A 22,033-nucleotide genomic window follows, 5' to 3' on the forward strand; every position below is an offset into this window, starting at 1 on the left:
GCACCGGCGCGGGCCTACTGCGGCGGCGCGTCCTGCCCGCCGCCGTTCTGCTTGTGCAGGTAGTCCTTCACCTTCTCCGAGCCCTGGTCGATCTTGTCGGCGTGGTCGCCGAAGCGCTGCTTGGCGGCATCGGCGGCCTTGTCGACACCCTGGTCGGCCTTGTCGGGGTTGTTCCCGAGCGCTTCTTTCGCCTTGTCGAACAGGTTCATCGCTTCCGGCCTTCCGTTCGGAATCCGATCTTCGGACCTTCCGAGGAGAACACCGGCGCAGCCGGCCCGCAACCGAATGGCCGTATGCACTCACCTGTCGTGGGTATTACCGCCCCTTTCCCGGGTGAAAGCGGGTGCCGCGGGTTTGAGGGTGGCGAGTTCGGGTAGCGGTGGATCTTTCTCTCGCGCGACGATGGCCGGACCGCCGGGAACCGGTCGCGCGGCGGCCGATCGTCCGGATCGTCCCGGAAAGCCCCGCAGCCGGCCGCACCCGGGCGCGGCGGCGTGAACCACGCGCCGCCGTGGCCCGTATATCGGGGTGAGGAGCGCCGGCCCGCCGCAGGGCAGGCGCTCGTTACCGCGAACACGACGTGAGGCTGTCATGGTTGGAACCACCGGTCTGCCGCTGCCGCGGCGCGCCAGACGCCGCATCCCGGACCCGGGTGCCGCCCTGCCCGACTTCGGGCTGCCCCGGACCGCGCGGAGGCACGCCGTCGCCGGCGTCGTCCTGACGGTGCTCGCCGCGCTGCTCGTGCTGTTCGCGCTCCTCGCGCCCGCCGACCTCAACTCGTTCTCACCGGAATTGCTGGTCCGCGTTCCGGTGGAAGGCCTGATCGTGGCCGCCTTGGTGCTGGTCCTGCCGCCGCGGGCGCGCGGTGTCGTCGCGGTGCTGGTCGGGCTGGTGCTGGGCCTGCTCACCGTGCTGAAGGCGCTCGACACCGGCTTCTACGCGACGCTCGAGAAGCCGTTCGACCCGATCTACGACTGGAGCTTCTTCAAGGCCGGGATCGAGTTCCTCGCGGGGGAAATCGGGGACGTGGGTGCTTACGCGGCCCTGGCGGGCGCCGTGGTGCTCGCGATCGCGATCGTCGCCTTCATGGTGCTCGCGATGCTGCGGCTGAGCCGGATCGCCGCCGGCCGGCGCACCGGCGCGACGCGCGTGGTGGCCGTGCTCGGCGTGATCTGGATCGTCTGCTCGGTGTTCGGCGTCGAGATCGCCCCGGGACAGCCGGTCGCGGCCCGGAGCGCCGCCGCACTGGCCTACGACGACCTGCGCCAGGTGAGCACGGACCTGCGGGAACAGCAGCCGTTCGGCGAGCTGGCCGCCGCGGACGCGTTCCGGGACACCCCGGGCGACCAGCTGCTGAACGGGCTGCGCGGCAAGAACGTGGTGCTGACGTTCGTGGAGAGCTACGGCCGCGTCGCGCTCGACGACCCGGCGTTCGCGCCGAAGATCGGCGCGACCCTCGACGCGGGCACCGCGGAGCTGAAGGCGGCCGGCATCGGTGCGAAGAGCGCGTTCCTCTCGTCGTCGACCTTCGGCGGCGGCAGCTGGCTCGCGCACTCCACCGTCGAGTCCGGCATGTGGATCGACAACCAGCAGCGCTACAACAACCTCCTCGACAGCGACCGGCTGACCCTCGGCGGCGCGTTCCAGAAGGCGGGCTGGAAGACGGTCTGGGACGTCCCCGCGCACACGAAGGACTGGCCCGAAGGCCAGCGGTTCTACCACCCGGACGCCTACTACGACTTCCGGAACATCGGGTACAAGGGTCCCGGGTTCGCCTACGCGACGATGCCGGACCAGTACACCTTTTCCATGCTGCAGCGCAACGAACTCGCGAAGAGCGCGCAGAAGCCGGTGATGGCCGAGGTGGACCTCGTCTCCAGCCACGCGCCGTGGTCGCCGCGGCCCTGGCTGGTCGACTGGAACCAGGTCGGCGACGGCTCGATCTTCGCGCCGCAGCCGGGTGCGGGGGAGGCGCCGGAGTCGGTCTGGAAGGACCCCGCGAAGATCCGCGACGCCTACCGGGACGCCACCGACTACTCCCTGAAGACGCTCATCTCGTTCATGCAGCACTACGGCGACGAGAACACGGTGCTCGTCTTCCTCGGCGACCACCAGCCGCCGGTCGTCACGCCGCAGGGCGCGGTGCACGACGTGCCGATCACGATCGTGGCGAAGGACCCGAAGGTGCTGGACCGGATCTCCGGCTGGGGCTGGACCGACGGCCTGCACCCCGCCGCGCAGGCGCCGGTGTGGAAGATGGACTCCTTCCGCGACCGGTTCCTGACCGCGTTCGCCCGTTGACCGTCTCGTTCGGACCCGCGCTAGCCCGGATGGAGCAGCGTGGTGACTTTGCGCTGCGCTCGCATTCACTGGCCCGATGAATTGCCGGTAATTCTTCCGTTCTCCTAGGCTCCATAACGTCGGGGTTCTCCGCGCTGAGGAGTGGTCATGCGAAGGAAATTGACGGTATTCGCGGTCGCTGTGTTTTCGCTGTTCGGATTGTCGGTCGTGCCCGCGGCCGCGGCCGGCGGCGACTTCGCGCCACCCGGTTGCTTCGGCGAGCGCTACGGAACGCTCTTCGGACAGGGCGTGTCGGTCAGCTGCTTCCCCGGCGAGGGCTACGGGTACCGCGTGATCGCCCACTGTGCCAACGGCAGCGCGTTCTGGTTCGTGGCCGGTGATTTCGTGCCGTACGGATTCGGTCCGGCGGTCGCGGAATGCTCCGGGGCGCTGCTGGTGCCGGCGCGGGTGGTCACCTACCGGGTCGACGAAATCTGATTTCCGGCAGAACTGTCCGGCCACCCATTTCCGGGTGGCCGGACAGTGTCGTGTCCGGAGTTTTCACGAGGTGCGGCGGTCGTCCATGGCGTCGCGGTCCCAGTCGATTCCGAGCCCGGGGTTTTCCGGGGGCACCGCATGGCCGTTTTCGACGGTGAGTTCGGTGCGGGTGATCGCCCGCAGCTGCGGGATGTGTTCGACGTACCGGCCGTTCGGCACGGCCGCCGTCAGGCTCACGTGCAGTTCCATGAGGAAGTGCGGGCAGACCTCGACGTTGAAGGCTTCGGCGAGGTGGGCGACCTTGAGCCACGGCGTGATGCCGCCGACCCGGGCCACGTCGGGCTGCACGATCGACGCGGCACCGCGGTGCAGGTAGTCGCGGAACTGGGCCACCGAGTAGAGCGACTCGCCGACGGCGATCGGGACGGCGGTCGCGGCGGCGAGCCGGGCGTGCCCGGAGACGTCGTCGGCCGGCAGCGGTTCCTCCAGCCAGAACAGGTCGAGCGGGCCGAACGCCGCCGCCCGCCGGACGGCCTCGGCGGCCGTCATCGACTGGTTCGCGTCCACCATCACGTCGAACCGCGGCCCGACGGCCTCGCGGACCGCGGTGAGCCGTTCGAGGTCTTCGCCGGCGTCCGGCTTGCCGATCTTCACCTTGACGCCGCCCCACCCGGCGGCCGCGGCGGCTTTCGCTCCCGCCGCGAGTTCCTCGGTGCTCAGGTGCAGCCAGCCGCCCTCGGTGTCGTAGAGCGGGACGCGCGACCGGAACCCGCCCGCGACGCGCCACAGGGGTTCGCCGGCGCGCAGGCACTTGAGGTCCCACAGCGCGGTGTCGACGGCGGCGAGCGCGAGTGCGGTGATGGCGCCGACGGTCGTCGCCCGGGTCGCGGCGAAGAGGTCCCGCCACAGTGCCTCGACCAGCCGCGAGTCCCGTCCGACGAGCCGGGGGAGCAGGTGGTCGCGCAGCAGCGCGACGACGGAGCTGCCCCCGGTGCCGATCGTGTAGGAGTAGCCGAGCCCGCGGCCGCCGTCGTCGGTGGCCAGCTCGACGAAGACGGTCTCCTGGGAGGTGAACGCCTGCACGGCGTCGGTCCGGGCCCGCTCGACCTCGACGTCGACGAGAAAGGCCTCGGCGCGCGTGACGACAGTCAATGATCCCCCTGACGCAGAATCCTATAGGAAATATGATTCTGGCCGCGCGGGGGAGCGCTGTCAACGGCCGGGGTGCCGCTGAGGGGGACGGTCATGCACGTCTGCTGCCCCGCAGACTCTGGTTCCGGCCGCCGCCCTTGCCCCCGTGCTGTACTTGGTCCAGACCTTCGTCGACGCGGACAGGTGAGACCTGTTCGCGGTTCTTCGCGTTCCGGAAACACCCTGCCGCGCAACGCATCTCGTTGTTGAGTCCACATCGGACAGACGTTCGCCTCCGCGAATTCCGGACAGAAGACCGGACAAATCTGGACCACCCGCACGATCCGCCCGCACACTCGGCGCACGGTGAGTTTCTTTCCCCCCTGCCTCGAAGGAGATCTCATGCGTCGAAGAATCGCCCTCGCCCTCGGCGGTGCCGCCGTCCTGACCGCTTCCCTCGCTTCCGCGTCGCTCACCCCGGCCGTGGCCTCGCCCGGGTTGATCGCCGCCATGCAGCGGGACTTCGGCCTGACCGCCGCCCAGGCCGAAACCCGCCTCGGCCAGGAAATCACCGCCGCGCGGGTGATGCCGGCCGCCGAAAAGGCCGCCGGAGCCGCCTTCGGTGGCGCCTGGTTCGACCCCGCGCTCGGCAAGCTCGTCGTCGGCGTGACCGACCCGGCCGCGGCCGACGCCGTCCGGCGGGCCGGTGCCGAAACCACGCCGGCGAAGGTCAGCGCCGCGAAGCTCGACGCGACCAAGGCCGCGATCGACGCCGTGGCCAAGGCGGATCCCGCTCCGGCGGCGGTCAGCGGCTGGCGCACCGACCCGCGCACCGGCAGTGTCGTCGTCACCCTGCGGCCGGGCGCGCACAGCGCCGACGCCGACTCCTTCCTCGCGAAAGCGCGGAAAGCGGGCCCGGTGACGGTCGCGACCGCGCCGGCCGCCGAGCCCTTCTCGGCCGGGACCGTCGGTGGCGATCCGTACTACATCAACGGCAACACCCGGTGCTCGATCGGCTTCTCGGTGCAGGGCGGCTTCGTCAGCGCCGGTCACTGCGGTGGTGCCGGCAGCTCGGTGGTCGGCTGGGACGGCTCGGCGATGGGCAGCTTCGCCGGCTCTTCCTTCCCCGGCAACGACTATTCGTTCATCCGCATCGGCAACGGCTGGTGGACCGCACCGGTCGTGCTCGGCTGGGGTACGGTGAGCGACGCGCTCGTCCGCGGCTCGTGGGTCGCGCCGGTCGGCACCTCGGTGTGCCGCTCGGGCTCGACCACGCACTGGCACTGCGGCACGGTGCTGGGGCTCAACGAGACCGTCAACTACTCCCAGGGCGCGGTCTACCAGATGACGCGCACCAACGTCTGCGCCGAACCCGGTGACTCCGGCGGCTCCTTCATCACCGGCGACCAGGCCCAGGGTGTGACCTCCGGTGGCTGGGGCAACTGCAGCTCCGGCGGCGAGACGTGGTTCCAGCCGGTGAACGAGATCCTGCAGACCTACGGCCTGTCGCTCGTCACGGCGTAGCCAATATTTTCCGGCGGCGGCCGATGAATCCGGCGGCCGCCGCCGGTAGGTACCGGTGAGGCCGTGCCACCAGAGCGCGGCGAACCCACCGGGAGCAGTCATGAGCGTGATCGTCGTCGAGTTCCTCACCCTGGACGGTGTCGTCGAGGACCCGGACGGTTCCGGGAGCACGGCCATCGGCGGCTGGGCGTTCCGGCACGGCCCGGAGGCCGTCGCGGGGGACAAGTTCCGGCTCGGCGAGCGGCTCGACACCGGAACCCTGCTGCTCGGCCGGACGACCTGGGAGCTGTTCGCGAAGCTGTGGCCCGGCCGCACGGGCGAGTTCCCCGACCGGCTCAACGCGGCACGGAAGCTGGTGGCCTCGCGAACGCTCGCCGACGTGTCCGGATGGCGGAACTCCGCGCTGCTGCGAGGAGATCTCGCCGAGGAAGTTCGGCGTCACGAGCACGACGTGATCGTCATCGGGTCCATCGGGATCGCGCAGGAGCTCGGCCGCGCCGGCCTGGTCGACGAGTACCGCCTGCTCGTGTTCCCGAGCGTCGCCGGCGCGGGCCGGCGGCTCTTCGAAGCCCCTGCGGACCTCTCGCTGGTGTCCACCACGCGGGTCGGGCCCGCGGTGCTCAGCACCTACCGGACGCGCTAGGTCCGCAGGAGGCTCGCGAGCCAGCCGCCGAGGACCTGCTGGACCTCGACGCGCGTTCGCGCCGGGTCGTCGGCCGCGGCGATCATCCGCGCCGCCTCCATCACCGCGCTGAGCACCAGCTGGGCCAGGGCGCGCACGGGTGTCTCCACGATCAGCCCGTCCGCCCTGGCCCGCTCCAGCACGGCGACGATCAGGCCGAGGCCGTACTCCGCCTCGATCTCGCGCCAGACGTCCCAGCCCAGCACGGCGGGCGCGTCGGTGAGCGAGATGCGGCGGACCTCCTCGCGCAGGCAGGCGTCGAGAAAGACGCCGAGGCCGTGCATCATCCCGGTCAGCGGGTCCGAGCCGCCGGCGAACGCGGCCTGGACCTCCTCGGTCAGCTCGCGTTCCAGCTCTTCGACGACGGCGCGGAACAAGCCCTGCTTGTCGGCGTAGTGGTGGTACAGCGCGCCGCGGGTGACGCCGGCGGCGCGGGTGATCTCGTCCGCCGGGACGGCCTGGTAGCCGCGGGCGGCGAACAGTTCGCGCGCGGCGGCGACCAGGGCGGCCTTCGTGCCGGCGGAACGGTCCTGCTGGGTACGTCGCACCCGCCTAATCTGCCATGACGCCCGCGAACTCGACGATGTGCCCGGCCAGTGCGGCGGGCTGGTCTTCGGAGACGAACGTGAAGGAGTCGGGCACCTCCACGACCTTCGCGTCCGGCAGGAGCGCGGCAAGCCGGTGGGCCAGTGCGAGGGGGAACAGCTTGTCCTCCGGCGCCCAGGCGAGGAGCACCGGCCGGTCGAAGGTCCGCAGCGCCTCGGCGGCGGCGAGCGTGTGCCGCGGGTGCACGTCTCGCAGCAGCTTGCGCAGGTCGCGGCGCACCCCGGCGGACTTCCGCAGCGGCGAGAGGTAGGCCTGCGCGACGGCGTCCGGCAGCGGCCGCTTGACCACCCAGCCGAAGAGCAGCGGCAACGGGTACAGCGCGCGGATCCGCAGCAGCTGCCCGAGCACCGCCATCGAACCGGGGATCCGCGCGAAGGGCGGCAGCGCTTTGAAGATCGGCGGGAAGAAGTACTCGAAGCAGTCGGACGGCGTGAGCACGACCCGCGCGACCCGCTCCGGGCGGCGGCTGAGCAGGATCTGCGTGAGCGCGCCGCCGGTGTCGTTCGCGACGAGCGTGACGTCCCGCAGGTCGAGCGCGTCGAGGAAGTCCGCGATCAGGTCGGCGTTGCCGGTGGGGGACAGGTCGGCGTCCGCGCGCATCGGGAGGTCGTGCGAGCCCAGTGGCAGATCCGGGGCCAGGCACCGGAACCCGGCGGCGGCGACTTCGGGGGTGACTTTCCGCCACAGCTCGGCGTTCGTCAGCACGCCGTGGACGAACACCACCGGTGCGCCCACGCCCCGCTCGAAGTACCGCACCTCGCCGGCCGGCAGCCGGACCCGGTGCTCCCGGCCCAGGGATTCGCTTCGCTTCGTCATGAAGACGAGAGTACATACGTGGTGTATGTATGTAAATGAACCCCGCACGGGTTGATGGCCGGCTGTCGAGCAGGGGAGAGGGACGCGGTGGTGCCCCGGACTTGGCTTCGGGGAAAGGTCGGATCCGGGGTCACCACCGCCCGCGGGACAGCTGACACGATGTCCTGCGGTGCAACCACCTTACGAACCGCCGGGGTGCCTGACCAGGGCCTCGATGCGGTGTCGAAGGTTTGTCGCCCGGTCGGTCACCGGACCTACCGAGAGTGGAGCGAATCCTCCGGCGCGGGTTCGTCCGGTGGCCGGTCGCCGTGCCGGTGGACGATCCGCCACTCGCCGTCTTCGCGGCGGTACACGTGCGTGACGCGCAGGGTGTAGGTCGTCGGCCGGCCGTTGACCGACACGGTGTTGTGCTCGAAGCCGACGGTGTAGGCGAGGTCGCCGCTCGCGCCCGCGGCGATGACTTCGAAGCGGTATTCGCGGGAGTCGGAGAACTGGGCGGCGACCCGGCGGAACGCGTCGCCCACGTCCGCCCAGCCGGTGCGGATCGGCAGCCAGGCCCCGAAAAGCGTCACCGGGTCGGCCTTCGACCACAGTGCGGTGCGCGGGCCCGCGTCCCCGTGGTGCACAGCCCGTTCGGCGGCGGTCTGCCGCGGCAGCATGTCGGCCAGGAACTCTTCGGCGGGTGCTGGCATGATGACTCCAATACAGTCGGACTGTTTTCAATACAGTGAGGATGTATCGGATGAGTGGGCCCGTCAAGCGTCGCTACGACTCGAGCCGGCGGCAGGAGCAGGCGAAGGAGAACCGGCGGCGCATCCTGAGCGCGGCACACGACCTGTTCGTCACGAAGGGTTACGGCCGGACGACCATCGCCGACGTCGCCGCCGAGGCCGGGGTCGCGCCCGAGACGGTCTACTCGGCGTTCAAGAACAAGCCGGCGCTGCTGCATCGGACCTGGGACGTGACCGTCGGCGGGGACGACGAAGACGTGCCGATGCTGGAGCGACCGCCGTTGCGGGCCCTGTTCGCCGAGCCCGACCTGCGGACCCGGTTCGCGGCGTTCGCGATCGTCAACACCGCGGCGATGCGGCGGACCGCGCGGCTGCACCTCGCCGTGCGCGGTGCCGCGGCCAGTGATCCCGCGGCGGCGGCGATGCTCGCCGAGATCGACCGGCAGCGGCTGGAGAGCATGGGCGGTCACGCGCGCGAGGCGGCGGCCACCGGCCGGCTGGCCGTCTCCGAAGACGAGTGCCGCGACGTGCTGTGGTCCACGACGGACGGGACGCTGTGGCACCGGCTCGTCGAGTGTCAGGGGTGGTCCGACGAGCGGTACGCGGCCTGGCTGGGCCGGCTGTGGGTGTCGTCGTTCGTGGTAACCTTCGGTTGAAACTTCAACCGATTCGCGTGCCGCGCGGGGAGCCCCGATGTCGATCTTTCGCCTGAACCACGCCGTGCTCTACGTCCGGGATCTGGCCGAAAGCGTCGCGTTCTACCGGGACGTCCTGGGCTTCGACTACATCGAAGGCGGCGACGTGCACCGCGGCGCGGCGTTCCTGCGCGCGCCCGGGTCGACCAACGACCACGACCTCGGCCTGTTCGAACTCGGCTCGCACGCCGCGGCCTCGGGTGCGGGACAGACTTCGGTGGGGCTGTACCACCTCGCGTGGGAGGTCGACACGCTCGGCGACCTCGACCAGCTCGCCGGCCGCCTCGCCGAGGCCGGCGCACTGGTGGGCTCGTCCGACCACGGCACCACGAAGTCCTTGTACGCCAAGGATCCCAGCGGGCTCGAGCTCGAGGTCGTCTGGATCATCCCGCGCGAGCTGCTGACCGACGACGACCGGGCCAAGACCGGGCGGCTCGACCTCGCGGCGGAGCTGGCGAAGTACGGTCCCGACGCACGCAGCGGCGTCGGGATCTCGCGCCCCTAGGCCGGCACGCGGTCCCGCGCCGGCTCGGAAGTCCGTTGCAGGGCGGGGAGGTTGCCGAGCGCGAAGCGGCCGGGGCCGACGAACGCGACCACGAGCAGGCTCCAGCAGAACAGGGTCGCGGCCTCGCCGCCGTTCTGGATCGGGAACAACCCGTTCGGCAGGTGCGCGGTGAAGTAGGCGAAGGCCATCGAGCCGGAGCCGAGCACGGCCGCCGTCCGGGTGCCGAGGCCCAGGCAGACCAGCGTGCCGCAGACGAGCTGGATCACCGCGGCCCACCACCCGGGCCACGCCCCGACGACGGCGGGAGCCTTCGCGCCGAAGAGGCCGAACAGCGTTTTGAGGCCGTGGCAGGCGAACAAGAAGCCGATGACGATGCGGTAGAGACCGATGACGTGGTCGCGGGCCGGGTCCAGGCGGTGCATGGTGCCTCCGGTGTGCGGGAGCGGGCGGCATCGAACCGGCCGGCGGGGCGGCCGGCCACGGGGGATTCGGTGGTCCCAGATATACCGCTCGTGAGAAGGTGACACACCCCCCGAAAGTTGCTTAACCGGTTTTCTCCGGCAAAGTGCCAGAGTGGTCTATACCTCTGCGTTTACCTTGTGGTAGCAACGGAATCCGCCAGATGGGTGATCTTCCTATTCTGGTCCAGACCAGTTTCGCGGCTGGTCCGTGTTTCGCTTTTGTTTCCGAATTTTGTCGCCCGGAAATATTCGTCGGGCAGCTGTGCTCGTGGTGCCTGGTGGACCGGATCGGGCCGCTCGGGGTGTGTCCGGGAGGTTGTGACGAACCCGGCACGAACATGTTCGTCCCGAACGTGCTCGTAACGAACATGTTCGCTACAGTGGAGCCATGGCTCCGGAAAGCACCTACAACCGCCGGGAGCGTCCGGCGAAACCGGCGTTGACCCGCGAAGGCATCGTCGCGACCGCCGTCGCCCTCCTGCGCGCCGAGGGCGTCGAGCGCGTCACCATGCGCCGGCTCGCCCAGGAGCTGGACACCGGCGCGGCTTCGCTCTACGTGTACGTCAAGGACACCGAAGAGCTGCGCGCCGCGATGCTCGACGAACTGCTCGCCGAGGTCGGCTTCGACGGGGTGGGGGACTGGCGTGAGCGCCTGTGGGCGGTGCTGGACTCCTATCGGTCGGTGCTGTTCGCGCAGCCGAGCCTCGCCCGCGTCGCGCTGGTGACCCGGCTGAGCGGACCGCACTACCTGGCCGTCGTCGAGGCGGTGCTCGCGCTGCTCGACGAGGGTGGCATGGCGCCCGGGCAGGCCGCCTGGGCGGTCGACGTGCTGTTGTTGACCGCCACTGCGACCGCCGTCGAACACGGCACCCGCCGCGAGAAGCCGGGCGCCGCCCGTGAACACGAGGTCATGGTCGAGTCCGTGGGCACCGCTTCGGCCGACACCCACCCGCACATCGCCGCGCTGGCCGCCGACTTGGTGTCCGGCCCCGGCCCCGCTCGCACCCGGTGGGCGTTCGACGCACTGCTCAACGGCGCGCTCGCCACCCCGCGACCCGAACCCGAGGAGACCCGATGACCGGGATCGCCGTCGTCGGCGGCGGCCTGGGTGGCCTGACGCTGGCCCGCGTCCTGCACACCCGCGGCATCGACGCCACCGTCTACGAGCTCGACGCCTCGCCGGCCGCCCGCGACCAGGGCGGCACCCTGGACCTGCACGAAGAGTCCGGGCTGCGCGCCCTCGCCGAAGCCGGGCTCCTCGACCGGTTCCGCGCGGTCGCCCGGGAAGAAGGCGAGGCGCTGCGGATCCTGGACCGGCACGGCGTCGTCCGGTTCGAGGAGACCGCCGAAGAGAGTGGTGGTACCCGGCCCGAGGTGGATCGCGGTGCCCTCAAACGGATCCTGGTCGAATCGCTGCCGTCAGGCGTCATCCGCTGGGGCACCAAGGTGACGGCGGTGTCCGCCGGCCGGCTTGTCCTGCGCACCGGCGAGGTCGTCGAAGCGGATCTGGTCGTCGGCGCGGACGGCGCGTGGTCGAAGGTCCGGCCGCTGTTGTCGGCCGCCGTACCGGTCTACTCCGGACTGTCGTTCGTGGAGGCCCACCTGTCCGATGTGGACGAACGAAACCCGGCGGCGGCCGCGCTCGTCGGCCAGGGATCGATGTTCGCGCTGGCCGGCGGGAAGGGCCTGATCGCCCAGCGCACCGGCGGCGGCCGGATCCGCGTGTACGCCGCCGTCCGGACCGAAGACCCCGCCGAGGCCGCGGACCTGGCCGACCGCGAGCGCCTGCTCGACGTCTTCGCCGGCTTCGACGCCGGGCTGCGCGCCCTGCTCGAAGAGAGCGACGACCCCTTGATCCCGCGCCCGATCCACGCTCTCCCCGTCGGCCACCGCTGGGACCGGCTGCCGGGGGTGACCCTGCTCGGCGACGCCGCGCACGTGATGTCGCCGTTCGCGGGCGAAGGCGCCAACCTCGCCATGCTCGACGCGACCGAACTGGCCCTCGCCCTCGCCGCCCACGACGACGTCGAGAGCGCTCTCTCGGCCTACGAAACCGCGCTGTTCCCCCGGGCGGAAGAGGCCGCCCGCGACTCGGCGGACAACCTTGAAGCCTGCTTCCGGCCGGACGCGCCCGCCGCGATGGTCGAGCAGATGCTGGCCCACACCGCTCACCGACCGGAAGGAAACCCCTCATGAGCCGCACACTGCGTCCGCACCCCGGACTGGACATCCCGCTCGTCGACACCGGCCGCGGCAACCGCACCGTGCTGGTCCTGCACGGCGGCGCCGGCCCGCGGGGCGTCGAGCCGATCGTCGAGCACTTCGCCCCCACCGCGCGCGTGCTCGCGCCGACCCACCCCGGCTGGTCCGGCACGCCCCGCCCGGACTGGTTCTCCGGCGTCGACGACCTGGCCATCACCTACCTCGACCTGCTGGACGACGAAGACGTCGACGACGTCCTCGTGGTCGCCAGCTCCTTCGGCGGCTGGGTCGCGTCCGAAATGGCCGTGCGCGACCGCGGGCACCGTCTCGGCCGGCTGGTCGTGCTCGACGGCATCGGCCCGGAGGTCGAGGGCCACGCCATCAGCCTGCCGCAGCCTCCGCCCGGCGCGCCCGGGCCGGACCCCGCCGACATGGCCGCGCTGCGGGCCTACGGGGGCCCGGGCATCGCCGACCCGAAGCTGCTGCGCCGGCTCGCGCGCGTCCGGATCCCGGCGCTGCTGGTGTGGGGCGCGGACGACGTCGTCGTGCCGCCGGAGTTCGGCAAGGTCTACGCGGCCGCGTTCGCGGACGCGCGGTTCGAGGTCGTCGCGGGTGCGGGACACGTGCCGCACGTTCAGGCACCGGCCGAAACGTTCGCGGTGATCGACGAGTTCGCCGGACGAGCTTGATCGTTCACCCCGTAGAGTGGCTCCATGGTGGACGAAGAAGCCGTCTCGGACCGCATCCGGCAGATCGCCGCCACTCTCGCGGACCGGGCGGGCGAGCTGACCGGGGACCTGGTCCAGCTGTACGCGGCCGATCTGCCGCAGCTGGTCAACGACGACGAGCGCATGGTGAGCCTGCTGTCGGCGAGCGTCTACCAGAACATCGAGACCGCCCTGCAGATCCTCCAGCACGGTATCGACCCCGCGACGGTCGAGCCGCCGGCCGCGGCGATGGAGTACGCGCGCCGGCTGGCGCAGCGCGGCACGCCGGTGTTCGACCTGATCCGCGCGTACGACCTCGGGCAGGCCGCGATGCTCGACTTCGGGTTCCAGGAGTGCATCCGGCTCGTCGACGACGCGGCCCTGCTCGGGGCCATGATGCGCCGGCTGCTCAAGGTCGCCTACGAGTTCATCACGCGGGTGGTGCGCCAGCTCGTGGGCGTCTACCAGGACGAACGCGACAAGTGGCTGCTCAACCGGAGCGCCGCACGGGCGGCGAAAGTGCTGGACCTGCTGAGCGAGAACGGCGGCCCGCCGGACGTCGACGCGGCCGAGGCGGTCATCGGCTACCGCCTGCGCGGCACGCACGTGGGGATGATCGTCTGGCACGCGTCCGAGACCCATGACGTGCTGTCGCTGCTGGAGTCGGTCGCGGGTGCGGTGCTCGAGCGCGCCGGCGGCGAGGGGCGTCCGCTGTTCGTGCCCCGGGACGAGGCCGGCGCGTGGGCCTGGCTCCCGGTGGCGTCGGTCCGCCGCGAGCACCTCGACGCCGCGCTCGCGGAGGCCGACCCGGGCGTGCGCGTCACGGTCGGCGACCCCGGCACCGGCGTCGCCGGCTTCCGCGACACCCACCAGCAGGCCCGCCGGGTGCACGCACTGGCGCTGGCCGCCGGCGAGCACTGCGACCGCGTGCTGACCTTCCGCGAGGTCGGCACGGTCGCGCTGATGACGACCGACCTCAACGCGGCCCGGCTGTGGGTCGCGAGCACGCTCGGGCCGTTGAGCGCCGACGACGAGAACTGCGCGCGGCTGCGCGACACCCTGCGCGTGTTCCTCGCGGCCGGCGGCAGCTACACGACGGCCGCGGGCGAGCTGACGATGCACAAGAACTCGGTGCAGTACCGCGTCCGCAAGGCCCAGGAGCTGCTGCCGCGCGGGCTCGCCGAAAGCCGCCTGGACGTCGAGCTCGCGCTCAACCTGAGCCAGCGCCTGGGCGCGGCCGTGCTGTCGCCGGCGTGACTTTGGTACCCCGGACCAGCACCGGCGAAGATCGTTGGTTCGCGGGCACGAAGCCGGAATGGGCCGTTCGGCCTACGTTCCCGGTATGGGTGAAAACGGTGGGATGCTCGCACTGGTGCGGCTACGCCGAGGCGTCGTCGGCGAAAGCAGACGCGTCTGCCACCTGATCCCCGTTCCGGCCGCGGGCGCCGTGCCGGCGCAGCTGACGGCGCTGTGCGGCGAGGGGATCTTCCCCGGCGAGGCCGAGGTGCTCGACGGCCTGCGCGGGATGCCTTGCCACGCCTGCCTGATGGCGAACGCGCCGTCGGGACCAGGCCTGCTGGCGAACGCGGGCTGAACCGCGCCGGAGGCCGTGGCAAGCTGGCGCGGTGATCGACGAGTCGTCCCGGCCGGTGGTCGTCCTGCTGGCCCACCCCCGGCCCGGGAGCTTCAACCACGCGCTCGCCGCGCGCGTCCGGGACACGCTGACCGGCGCCGGACGGCCGGTGCTCTTCCACGACCTGTACGCCGAGGGCTTCGACCCGGTGCTCACCGCGGAAGAGGCCTACACGAGCGGGACCCAGGCGGAGGAGTTCCTCGCCGCCGAACCGGATCCGCTGGTGCGGCGCCACCGCGAGGAGCTGCGGGAAGCGGGCGGGCTCGTCGCGATCCACCCGAACTGGTGGGGCAAGCCGCCCGCCATCCTCGCCGGCTGGCTCGACCGGATCCTCGTCCCGGGTGTCGCGTACCGCCTCGACGACGCCGGCGGCGCGCCCGAGTCGTTGCTCTCGCTGCGGCGGCTGCTGGTCGTGAACACGTCCGACACCACCGAGGAGCGCGAACGGACGCTCTTCGGCGACCCGCTCGACGCGATCTGGAAGCGCTGTCTCGCGCCCTACCTCGGCGAGCCGGAGGTGCGCCGGCTGGTGCTGCGGGTACTCGCCGACGCGGACGAGCGGCGCCGGGCCGGGTGGCTCGACGACGCCGAATCCGAGGTCCGGCACCTGTTCGGTGGTCACTGACCGGTTCCGGCCACTTCCGGTGAAGACCTTGAGACGGTTTCGGGCGGCGTGCGATTCTCGGCTCGACCCGGCACCGGACTTCGAGGGGGACCCGTGAGCATGCTCGAGCGGATGGCCGAAGAACGCCGGCTGCGGCGGGAGAACGCCCAGGAGGCGCCGGCCGGGCAGCAATGGGGCACGTGCGTGGGCGTCCACGAAGTCGGCGACCGGCGCCGGAAGATCGCCCGGGTGCTGCTGGCCAGCGGCATGGTCATCACCGCCTACCTGCCCCTGAACGCCACCGCGCCGGCGGTCGACGCGCCGGCACTGGTGCAGACCAAGGCGATCGGCGACTGCTGCGGCGAGCACGTGGTGGTCCTCGGGAGCGGCGACCAGCCGGGCCACGGCGACGTCGTCACGTACTGACGTGCGCACCGTCTCCCTGGTCACCCTGGGCTGCGCGCGCAACGAGGTCGATTCCGACGAGCTCGCCGCCCGGCTGGGCGGTTCGGGCTGGCGCCTGGCCGAAGCCGGGGACGAGGCCGATGTCGTCGTCGTGAACACCTGTGGCTTCATCGAAGCGGCCAAGAAGGAGTCGATCGACACCGTCCTCGCCGCGTCCGGCAAGGGCGCGAAGGTCGTCGCGGTCGGCTGCATGGCCGAGCGCTACGGCCGTGAGCTCGCCGACGCGCTGCCGGAGGCCGACGCCGTCCTGTCGTTCGACGACTACCCGGAGATCGGCGACCGCATCGAGGACGTCCTCCACGGCCGGGTCCGCCCGGCCCACACCCCGCGCGACCGGCGGACGCTGTTGCCGATCACGCCGGTCCAGCGGGCCGCCACGAAGGCCGCGCACGTGCCCGGCCACGGCCCGGCGAGCGGTCCGCGCGTGCTGCGGCACCGGCTCGGCGGCGGCCCGATCGCGCCGCTGAAGCTGGCGTCCGGCTGCGACCGGCGGTGCACGTTCTGCGCGATCCCGAGCTTCCGCGGCGCGTTCGTCTCGCGGCCGCCCGCCGAGATCCTCGCCGAAGCCGAGTGGCTGGCCGGGCACGGCGTGCGGGAGCTGGTGCTGGTCAGCGAGAACTCGACGTCGTACGGCAAGGACCTCGGCGATCTCCAGGCGCTGGAGAAACTGCTGCCGGAGCTCGCCGCCGTCGCCGACCGCGTCCGCGTGAGCTACCTGCAGCCGGCGGAGCTGCGGCCCGGCCTCCTCGAGGCGATCGCCGGGACGCCGGGCGTCGCGCCCTACTTCGACCTGTCGTTCCAGCACGCGAGCGGGCCGGTGCTGCGCCGGATGCGCCGCTTCGGCGACCGCGAACGGTTCCTGCAGCTGCTCGACCGGATCCGGGTGATCGCCCCGGACGCCGGGGTGCGGTCCAACTTCATCGCGGGCTTCCCCGGCGAGACCGACGCCGACTTCGCCGAGCTGAAGCTCTTCCTGGAGCAGGCCCGGCTGGACTCCGTCGGTGTCTTCGGCTACTCGGACGAGGACGGCACCGAGGCCGTCGGCCTGCCGGGCAAGATTCCGGCCCCGGTGCTCGCCCGGCGCGTCGAAGAGCTGTCGGTCCTCGCCGACGACCTGGTCTCCCGCCGCGCGGAGGAGCGGCTCGGCACGTGCGTCGACGTGGTCGTCGGGACCGGCGGCCGCGGCTGGGCGGCGCACCAGGGACCCGACGTCGACGGGCACGTGACGTTCCCCGGTGCGGTGCCGGACCCGGGTTCGCTGGTCCGGGCCGAGGTGATCGGCACGCACGGCGTCGACCTCGAAGCCCGCGTCCTCACCCGAGACCGCTGAAGACAAGCTTCGCCGCCTGCGCGATCAGCCGGTCGTCCGCCGTCGCGTCCTTCGCCTTCTTGTCGGACATGACCACCAGCACGATCGGCGCGCGCCCGGGTGGCCAGACGACGGCGATGTCGTCGCGGGTCGCGTAGTCGCCGGTGCCGGTCTTGTCGGCGACGGTCCAGCCCGCGGGCGTGCCCGCCCGGATCACGGCCGCGCCGGTCGTGTTGGCGCGCATCATGTCCGTGAGCACGGCGCGCTTCTCCGGCGGCAGCGCGGCGCCGAGGGTGAAGACGCGCAGGCTCGTGGCCATCGCCCGCGGCGTGCTGGTGTCGCGGAGGTCGCCGGGCGCGAGGTCGTTGAGGCCGGGCTCGGTCCGGTCGACGTGGGTGGTCGTGTCCCCGATCGCGCGCAGCGCGGCACCGAGCCCCTGCGGTCCGCCGAGTTCCCCGAACAGCAGGTTGGCGGCGGTGTTGTCGCTGTAGCGCAGGGCCGCGTCCATCGCGTCGCGCAGGGAAATGCCGGTGGCGACGTGCTTTTCGGTGACCGGGGAGTTCGGCTGGAGATCGGCGCGGGTGTACTTCAGCACCTTCGCCAGTCCGTCGAGGCTGGTGCGCTGGAGGACGGCGGCGGACGAGAAGGCCTTGTGCGTCGAGGCGTAGCCGAAGCGTTCGTCGGCGCGGTGGGCGAGTTCGCGGCCCGAGCCGGTGTCCACGGCGTACACGCCGAGGCGGGCGTCGAACTCGCGCTCCAGGGGCGCGAAGTCCGGTAGCGGCGCGGTCGTTGCGGTCGTTGCGGTCGTTGCGGTCGTGGCCGCCGGGGTCGTCGGGGTCGTCGGCGGCGGCGCGGCCGGCGCTTCGGCGGCGCAGGCGGTCAGCGACACGAGGGCCAGCGCGGTGAGCGCGGCCCGCCGGACGTGGGGGAACGGCACGGGAGGATCCTTTCCGATCTTGATCGACCTCCGCAGTCTTACCGGGTTCGTCCATGCTGTCCAAGACGGAAACGAACGGTTCGATGCCGGAATCGCATAGAGTGGGGTCGTGGACCTGGTCGGCGGCTGCAGGGCGTTCGTGAGCGTGAGCGAGGCGGGGAGCTTCACGGCGGGCGCGGCGGTCGCGCGGATCCCGCAGCCGGTCGCGAGCCGGCGCATCGCCGCGCTCGAACGGCACTTCGGTGAGCGGCTCTTCGACCGGACGACCCGCCGCGCGCGGCTCACGCCGTTCGGGCGGGAGGTGCTGCCCTCGGCCCGGCGGCTCGTGCAGCTGGCCGACGCGCTGGACCACGACGCGCAGCGGGCGCGGCTGCGGCCTCTGCGCTTGGCCGTCCCGGACACCTGCGACGTGCGCTCGCTGGCCGAGCTGGCCGCCGAGGCCCGGGCGCGGGAGGTCCACCTGGAGTTCCGCGTCGCGCCACCGGGGGAGCGGGCCGAACTCGTCCGCACGCAGGAGGTGCGGGCGGCGCTCGTCGCGGTCCCGGCCGACGAGAGCGTGTGGTCCGTGCCGCTGGGGCTGGCCGGGGTCGCGCGGCCGGAGGCGCGGGTGGTGCACCTGGAGACTTTGCGAGCCGGGCGGTCCGGCGGACCCCGGCGGCACGTCCGGATCCAGCCCGAGGACGACGTCCCGCACGTCCGCGACCGGTTGCTGCGGGTGCGCGACGCCGTGGGCCTCCCGCCCGCCCAGGTCGCCGTGGCCGCGTCGCTGACCGCGGCCGCCGCGGCGGTGTTCGGCTCGGCGGACCTGCTGCTGTGCTCGGCCGCGCAGGCCGAGCAGCTGGGACTGCACTGGCGGCCGGTCGGGGAGGTCGCGTTGGCGCGCGGCTACGGCGTCGCCGCCGCGCTGGGCGAAGACGCCGAGCGGGTGCGCGGACTGTCCGCCGCGGTGGCGCGGTGCTTGGGAGCCGAGGCGTGAGCGCGGAAGGACTGGTCCGGCGGCTGCGGTCCGAACTGGACGAAGGCGGGCTGCGCGGGTCGTTCCTGGTCCGCGACCTGCGGTCCGGCCACGAGCTGGGGATCGACCCGGACCGCGTGTACCCGATCGCGTCGCTGGTGAAGGTTCCCCTGGCGGCGGCGACCCTGGAGCGGATCCGCCGCGGCGAGCTGGACGGCGCGACGCAGCTGGAGGTCGCGCCCGGCGGCGTCACCACGCCGGGGCCGATCGGGCTGACGCGGTTCCGCCACCCGGCCCGCATCGCGGTCGACGACCTGGTGTACCTGAGCACGGCACTGAGCGACGGCGCGGCGGCCGACGTCCTGTTCGGCCTCACCCCGCCGGATGCGGTCATGCTTTCGCTGGAGGGCTGGGGTCTTCGGGGAATCGCCGTGCGCCACTTGATGGCGGACCTCGTCGACACGCCGGCCGAGCGATTCGACGCGGACGAGGCCGATTTGGCGCATTCCCTGGCGATCGGCGCGGGCACGGCGGGCCAGGGGCACCGGCTGGCCCAGCTGGACGTCACACGCGCCAACGCGGCGTCGGCGCGGGCGGTCCTGGAGTTGCTGCAGGCGCTGTGGACACCGTCGCGGATCGACCCGACGGTGGCCGCGGGAGTGCGGGAACTGATGGCGCACAACGTGATCCGCCATCGGCTGACCCCGGACTTCGCCTCGGACGCCGCCCGCTGGTCGTCGAAGACGGGGACGCTGCTGAACCTCCGGCACGAGGCCGGGGTGGTCGAGCACGCGGACGGGCGGGTCTTCGGGGTGGTGGCGCTGACGGAGTCCCGGGTCCCGGCGGTGCTGCAGCCCGAGGCGGACGTGCTGATGGCCCGGGTGGCCCGGGAGTTGCGCGACCACCTGCGCGGAGCCTGAATATCGGTTGTGGCTCCGGCTGCCGCTGACCTGGCGCGCCCTGCCAACCCCCAAACCGTGCCTCCGCCAGCCGCCTGCGGCGGCGAACCGGCGTGCAGCCTCAGCCCGGGCGCGCCCACCAAACGGCGCCCTCATCAACCCTCGCCCCCACCAAACCCCGCCCCCGGCCCCACCGACCGGCAGCCCCGCCCAGCGCCTCAAGCCGATGCGGTCACCCCGAAGTCCACCTCCGCGGTCTGCACCGTCCCGGCCGTCCGGCCCGGCGCCGTCTGGAACTTCCAGTAGAGGTTCGTGTGCGCGATGACCCCACCCGGCGACGGGGCCCCATAAGCCGTCAAATCCTCCGTCGTGTGCGCGTCGGCCACCAACGTCGCGTCGTAGCCGCGGGTGAACGCGCCGTGGAGGGTGGACCTGATGCACGCGTCCGTCTGGGCTCCCGCCACCACCAGCCTGCCGATGCCGCGGGCCGCCAGCACCGCCTCCAGGTCGGTGTCCTCGAACGCGTCGCCGTAAGCCTTGTGCACCAACGGTTCCGACTCGCGCCGCACCAGTTCCGGCACGTACTCCCACTCCTCGCTCCCGCGGGGCAGCCCGTCGTCGGCGTGCTGCACCCACACCACGTCGACCCCGCCGGAACGCGCCTTCTCGACCAAGGCGACGACGTTCGCGAGGACGGCCTCGCGGTCGTGGGCGCCGTTCATCACGCCGTTCTGCACGTCGACTACCACCAATGCGGTGTTCGGCCGGTCGGTCAATGTCGTCATGGGGCCCACCCTAAACGCGGGCACCGACAGTTTCCGCGAAGTAGCATGACCCGCCATGGACTACGGGATGGTGCTGCTCGGGGTCGTTCTGCTCATCACGGTCGTCGGCCTGAGCTCGTCGGCCACCGAACGCAGGCTCACCCGCCGGCTCGAGCGGATGGAACGGAAGCTGGACGCCATCGTCGCGCAGCTCGGCGTGACCGTCGAAGAGCCCGGGCTCGCCGAGGTCACCGCGTTGGTGCGCGAAGGCAAGAAGATCCAGGCGATCAAGATCTACCGCGAGCACACGGGCGCGGACCTGAAAGAAGCGCGCGACGCTGTGGAGCGTCTCGCTTAGGGCGCCCCGCCGACGTGCTTCGCCGACACGGCCTCCCACACGGAGTCGAAGTCGGCGTAGCGGTCGCCGCCGGGCAGGCCGCCGAGCGAGCCGAGCACGGAGTCGCCGCCGCCGGCCGCGGCCGCGCGCCGCAGGAGCTCCTCGCGGCCGCACGGGTATTCGGTCTCGGCCAGGTGCTGTTCGAGGCTGGATCGGTCCGGTGCAGACATGATCCTCGCGTACCCGCCGTGAAAGCCCCGAAACTCACCCCACGACGATCGTGTGCTCCCCGCGCGGCACCAGCTCCCCGATCACCGGGTACCCCGGCACCTCCCCGGCGACCAGCAGCCCGCCGGACGTCTGCGCGTCGGCCAGCAACAACGCCTCTTCCTCGGAGATCCGGGAGACGTCGACGTGCGGACGGACCCAGTCGAGGTTGCGACGAGTGCCCCCACTGACATAGCCGTCGCGCAAGGCCTCACGCGCGCCGTCCAGGTACGGCACGGCCGCCGGGTCGATGCGCGCCGTGACCCCGCTCGCCCTGGCCAGCTTGTGCAGGTGGCCGAGCAGGCCGAACCCGGTGACGTCGGTGGCGCAGACGGCCCCGGCCGCGAGCGCCGTGCGGGAGGCGGTGTCGTTCAACGTCGTCATGAGGTCGATCGCCTGCGCGAACCGTTCGCCGGTGGCCTTGTGCCGCGAGTTCAGCACGCCGACACCGAGCGGCTTGGTCAGCGTCAGCGGCACGTCCGCGCGCCCCGCGTCGTTGCGCAGCAGCCGCGAAGGATCGGCGATGCCGGTGACGGCCAGCCCGTACTTCGGCTCGGGGTCGTCGATGCTGTGCCCGCCGGCCAGGTGGCAGCCCACCTTGCCGCAGACGTCGAGCCCGCCGCGCAGCACCTCGCCGGCCAGCTCGAACGGCAGCGTCTCCCGCGGCCAGCCGAGCAGGTTGACCGCCACCACCGGCGTGCCGCCCATGGCGTAGACGTCGGAAAGCGCGTTGGCCGCGGCGATCCGGCCCCAGTCGTAGGCGTCGTCGACGACCGGGGTGAAGAAATCCGTGGTCGCGATGAGCGCGGTGGTCCCGGAGATCCGGACCGCGGCCGCGTCGTCGCCGGTGTCGAGGCCGACGAGCAGCTCGCCGACGGGATCGGTGGGGGAGCTGCCGGCCAGGCCGCGGACGGCCTCCTCCAGCTCACCGGGCGGGATCTTGCACGCACAGCCACCGCCGTGCGCGTACTGCGTCAGTCGGATCGCCACCGGTTCATCGTGCCCGCCGGCCCCGGACTTGGCAG

At 72.1% G+C, this 22,033-nt stretch carries 27 protein-coding genes; 17 read left to right on the forward strand and 10 right to left on the reverse strand.

Annotated features, from left to right (window positions below; all coding sequences use genetic code 11):
* Nucleotides 1-14: 14 nt before the first annotated feature.
* Entirely contained in the window at nt 15-209 is a 195-nt protein-coding gene (locus tag AA23TX_RS48335) for an antitoxin (protein ID WP_155549769.1), read from the reverse strand.
* A gap of 382 nt (nt 210-591) precedes the next feature.
* On the opposite strand from AA23TX_RS48335, the gene AA23TX_RS48340 reads away from it, so the two are divergent.
* Nucleotides 592-2,301, forward strand: a complete 1,710-nt coding sequence (locus AA23TX_RS48340; protein WP_155549770.1) for a sulfatase-like hydrolase/transferase — start codon at nt 592-594, stop codon at nt 2,299-2,301.
* Between the two features lie 147 nt (nt 2,302-2,448).
* The gene (locus tag AA23TX_RS48345; RefSeq protein WP_230863140.1) at nt 2,449-2,778 is read left to right on the forward strand and encodes a hypothetical protein; all 330 of its coding nucleotides are present in this window, start codon (nt 2,449-2,451) and stop codon (nt 2,776-2,778) included.
* Nucleotides 2,779-2,841: 63 nt separating this feature from the next.
* Here the strand turns inward: AA23TX_RS48345 and AA23TX_RS48350 are convergent, their stop codons facing one another.
* Entirely contained in the window at nt 2,842-3,930 is a 1,089-nt protein-coding gene (locus AA23TX_RS48350; protein WP_155549771.1) for a mandelate racemase/muconate lactonizing enzyme family protein, read from the reverse strand.
* 381 nt (nt 3,931-4,311) lie between these two features.
* Between AA23TX_RS48350 and AA23TX_RS48355 the strand changes: the two genes are divergently transcribed.
* Nucleotides 4,312-5,433, forward strand: coding sequence for a S1 family peptidase (locus AA23TX_RS48355; protein ID WP_155549772.1), 1,122 nt, complete (start codon nt 4,312-4,314; stop codon nt 5,431-5,433).
* Between the two features lie 100 nt (nt 5,434-5,533).
* A complete protein-coding gene (locus AA23TX_RS48360) occupies nt 5,534-6,076 on the forward strand; it encodes a dihydrofolate reductase family protein (RefSeq protein WP_155549773.1) in 543 nt (180 codons plus the stop codon).
* Here AA23TX_RS48360 and AA23TX_RS48365 read toward each other — a convergent pair.
* The 3 genes from AA23TX_RS48365 to AA23TX_RS48375 all read right to left on the reverse strand — a co-directional run bounded on the left by AA23TX_RS48365 (nt 6,073) and on the right by AA23TX_RS48375 (nt 8,229).
* Nucleotides 6,073-6,663, reverse strand: a complete 591-nt coding sequence (locus AA23TX_RS48365; protein ID WP_155549774.1) for a TetR/AcrR family transcriptional regulator — start codon at nt 6,661-6,663, stop codon at nt 6,073-6,075. The two genes, AA23TX_RS48360 and AA23TX_RS48365, sit on opposite strands and share 4 nt — an antisense overlap.
* 4 nt (nt 6,664-6,667) lie before the next feature.
* Nucleotides 6,668-7,537 (reverse strand): alpha/beta fold hydrolase, encoded by an 870-nt coding sequence (locus tag AA23TX_RS48370; RefSeq protein WP_155549775.1) that lies wholly within the window; start codon nt 7,535-7,537, stop codon nt 6,668-6,670.
* Nucleotides 7,538-7,791: 254 nt separating this feature from the next.
* Nucleotides 7,792-8,229: a YybH family protein gene (locus AA23TX_RS48375; RefSeq protein WP_155549776.1), complete on the reverse strand. Its 438-nt coding sequence runs from the start codon at nt 8,227-8,229 to the stop codon at nt 7,792-7,794.
* Between the two features lie 50 nt (nt 8,230-8,279).
* On the opposite strand from AA23TX_RS48375, the gene AA23TX_RS48380 reads away from it, so the two are divergent.
* Together AA23TX_RS48380 and AA23TX_RS48385 are read left to right on the forward strand one after the other, a co-directional pair.
* Nucleotides 8,280-8,924, forward strand: a complete 645-nt coding sequence (locus AA23TX_RS48380; protein ID WP_155549777.1) for a TetR/AcrR family transcriptional regulator — start codon at nt 8,280-8,282, stop codon at nt 8,922-8,924.
* A gap of 37 nt (nt 8,925-8,961) precedes the next feature.
* Nucleotides 8,962-9,468 (forward strand): VOC family protein, encoded by a 507-nt coding sequence (locus AA23TX_RS48385; protein ID WP_155549778.1) that lies wholly within the window; start codon nt 8,962-8,964, stop codon nt 9,466-9,468.
* Here the strand turns inward: AA23TX_RS48385 and AA23TX_RS48390 are convergent.
* Nucleotides 9,465-9,890 carry a DoxX family protein gene (locus AA23TX_RS48390; RefSeq protein ID WP_155549779.1) on the reverse strand — a complete coding sequence of 142 codons (426 nt, stop codon included), beginning with the start codon at nt 9,888-9,890 and terminating at the stop codon, nt 9,465-9,467. The two genes, AA23TX_RS48385 and AA23TX_RS48390, sit on opposite strands and share 4 nt — an antisense overlap.
* A gap of 427 nt (nt 9,891-10,317) precedes the next feature.
* On the opposite strand from AA23TX_RS48390, the gene AA23TX_RS48395 reads away from it, so the two are divergent.
* The 8 genes from AA23TX_RS48395 (at nt 10,318) to AA23TX_RS48430 (ending at nt 16,870) form a co-directional block, all read left to right on the forward strand.
* Nucleotides 10,318-11,007 carry a TetR/AcrR family transcriptional regulator gene (locus tag AA23TX_RS48395; protein WP_155549780.1) on the forward strand — a complete coding sequence of 230 codons (690 nt, stop codon included), beginning with the start codon at nt 10,318-10,320 and terminating at the stop codon, nt 11,005-11,007.
* The gene (locus tag AA23TX_RS48400; protein ID WP_155549781.1) at nt 11,004-12,125 is read left to right on the forward strand and encodes an FAD-dependent oxidoreductase; all 1,122 of its coding nucleotides are present in this window, start codon (nt 11,004-11,006) and stop codon (nt 12,123-12,125) included. The genes AA23TX_RS48395 and AA23TX_RS48400 overlap by 4 nt, the downstream gene beginning before the upstream one ends.
* Nucleotides 12,122-12,820 carry an alpha/beta fold hydrolase gene (locus tag AA23TX_RS48405; RefSeq protein WP_230863141.1) on the forward strand — a complete coding sequence of 233 codons (699 nt, stop codon included), beginning with the start codon at nt 12,122-12,124 and terminating at the stop codon, nt 12,818-12,820. Before AA23TX_RS48400 ends, AA23TX_RS48405 begins: the two co-directional genes overlap by 4 nt.
* Nucleotides 12,821-12,844: 24 nt before the next feature.
* A complete protein-coding gene (locus AA23TX_RS48410) occupies nt 12,845-14,095 on the forward strand; it encodes a PucR family transcriptional regulator (RefSeq protein ID WP_155549782.1) in 1,251 nt (416 codons plus the stop codon).
* 85 nt (nt 14,096-14,180) lie between these two features.
* Complete coding sequence (locus AA23TX_RS48415; protein ID WP_230863142.1) at nt 14,181-14,432, forward strand: hypothetical protein; 252 nt, start codon at nt 14,181-14,183, stop codon at nt 14,430-14,432.
* Nucleotides 14,433-14,463: 31 nt separating this feature from the next.
* Nucleotides 14,464-15,096, forward strand: a complete 633-nt coding sequence (locus AA23TX_RS48420) for an NAD(P)H-dependent oxidoreductase (RefSeq protein WP_155549783.1) — start codon at nt 14,464-14,466, stop codon at nt 15,094-15,096.
* 93 nt (nt 15,097-15,189) lie between these two features.
* Nucleotides 15,190-15,501, forward strand: coding sequence for an uS12 family ribosomal protein (locus AA23TX_RS48425; RefSeq protein ID WP_155549784.1), 312 nt, complete (start codon nt 15,190-15,192; stop codon nt 15,499-15,501).
* A 1-nt stretch (nt 15,502) separates the two neighbouring features.
* Entirely contained in the window at nt 15,503-16,870 is a 1,368-nt protein-coding gene (locus AA23TX_RS48430) for a MiaB/RimO family radical SAM methylthiotransferase (protein WP_155549785.1), read from the forward strand.
* Here AA23TX_RS48430 and bla read toward each other — a convergent pair.
* Complete coding sequence (gene bla / locus AA23TX_RS48435) at nt 16,854-17,786, reverse strand: class A beta-lactamase (protein WP_155549786.1); 933 nt, start codon at nt 17,784-17,786, stop codon at nt 16,854-16,856. The two genes, AA23TX_RS48430 and bla, sit on opposite strands and share 17 nt — an antisense overlap.
* Nucleotides 17,787-17,895: 109 nt before the next feature.
* On the opposite strand from bla, the gene AA23TX_RS48440 reads away from it, so the two are divergent.
* Complete coding sequence (locus AA23TX_RS48440; protein ID WP_155549787.1) at nt 17,896-18,762, forward strand: LysR family transcriptional regulator; 867 nt, start codon at nt 17,896-17,898, stop codon at nt 18,760-18,762.
* Entirely contained in the window at nt 18,759-19,661 is a 903-nt protein-coding gene (locus AA23TX_RS48445) for a serine hydrolase (RefSeq protein ID WP_155549788.1), read from the forward strand. The genes AA23TX_RS48440 and AA23TX_RS48445 overlap by 4 nt, the downstream gene beginning before the upstream one ends.
* A gap of 197 nt (nt 19,662-19,858) precedes the next feature.
* Here AA23TX_RS48445 and AA23TX_RS48450 read toward each other — a convergent pair whose 3' ends face one another.
* Nucleotides 19,859-20,425: an isochorismatase family protein gene (locus tag AA23TX_RS48450; RefSeq protein ID WP_155549789.1), complete on the reverse strand. Its 567-nt coding sequence runs from the start codon at nt 20,423-20,425 to the stop codon at nt 19,859-19,861.
* Nucleotides 20,426-20,480: 55 nt separating this feature from the next.
* Between AA23TX_RS48450 and AA23TX_RS48455 the strand changes: the two genes are divergently transcribed.
* Nucleotides 20,481-20,762, forward strand: coding sequence for a hypothetical protein (locus AA23TX_RS48455; protein WP_155549790.1), 282 nt, complete (start codon nt 20,481-20,483; stop codon nt 20,760-20,762).
* Here the strand turns inward: AA23TX_RS48455 and AA23TX_RS48460 are convergent.
* Both AA23TX_RS48460 and selD read right to left on the reverse strand, forming a co-directional pair.
* Nucleotides 20,759-20,971 carry a DUF2795 domain-containing protein gene (locus AA23TX_RS48460; RefSeq protein ID WP_155549791.1) on the reverse strand — a complete coding sequence of 71 codons (213 nt, stop codon included), beginning with the start codon at nt 20,969-20,971 and terminating at the stop codon, nt 20,759-20,761. The genes AA23TX_RS48455 and AA23TX_RS48460 overlap by 4 nt on opposite strands.
* A gap of 34 nt (nt 20,972-21,005) precedes the next feature.
* Complete coding sequence (gene selD / locus AA23TX_RS48465) at nt 21,006-21,998, reverse strand: selenide, water dikinase SelD (protein ID WP_155549792.1); 993 nt, start codon at nt 21,996-21,998, stop codon at nt 21,006-21,008.
* Between the last annotated feature and the right edge of the window lie 35 nt (nt 21,999-22,033).

The organism is Amycolatopsis camponoti, from assembly GCF_902497555.1.
GTDB lineage: Bacteria > Actinomycetota > Actinomycetes > Mycobacteriales > Pseudonocardiaceae > Amycolatopsis > Amycolatopsis camponoti.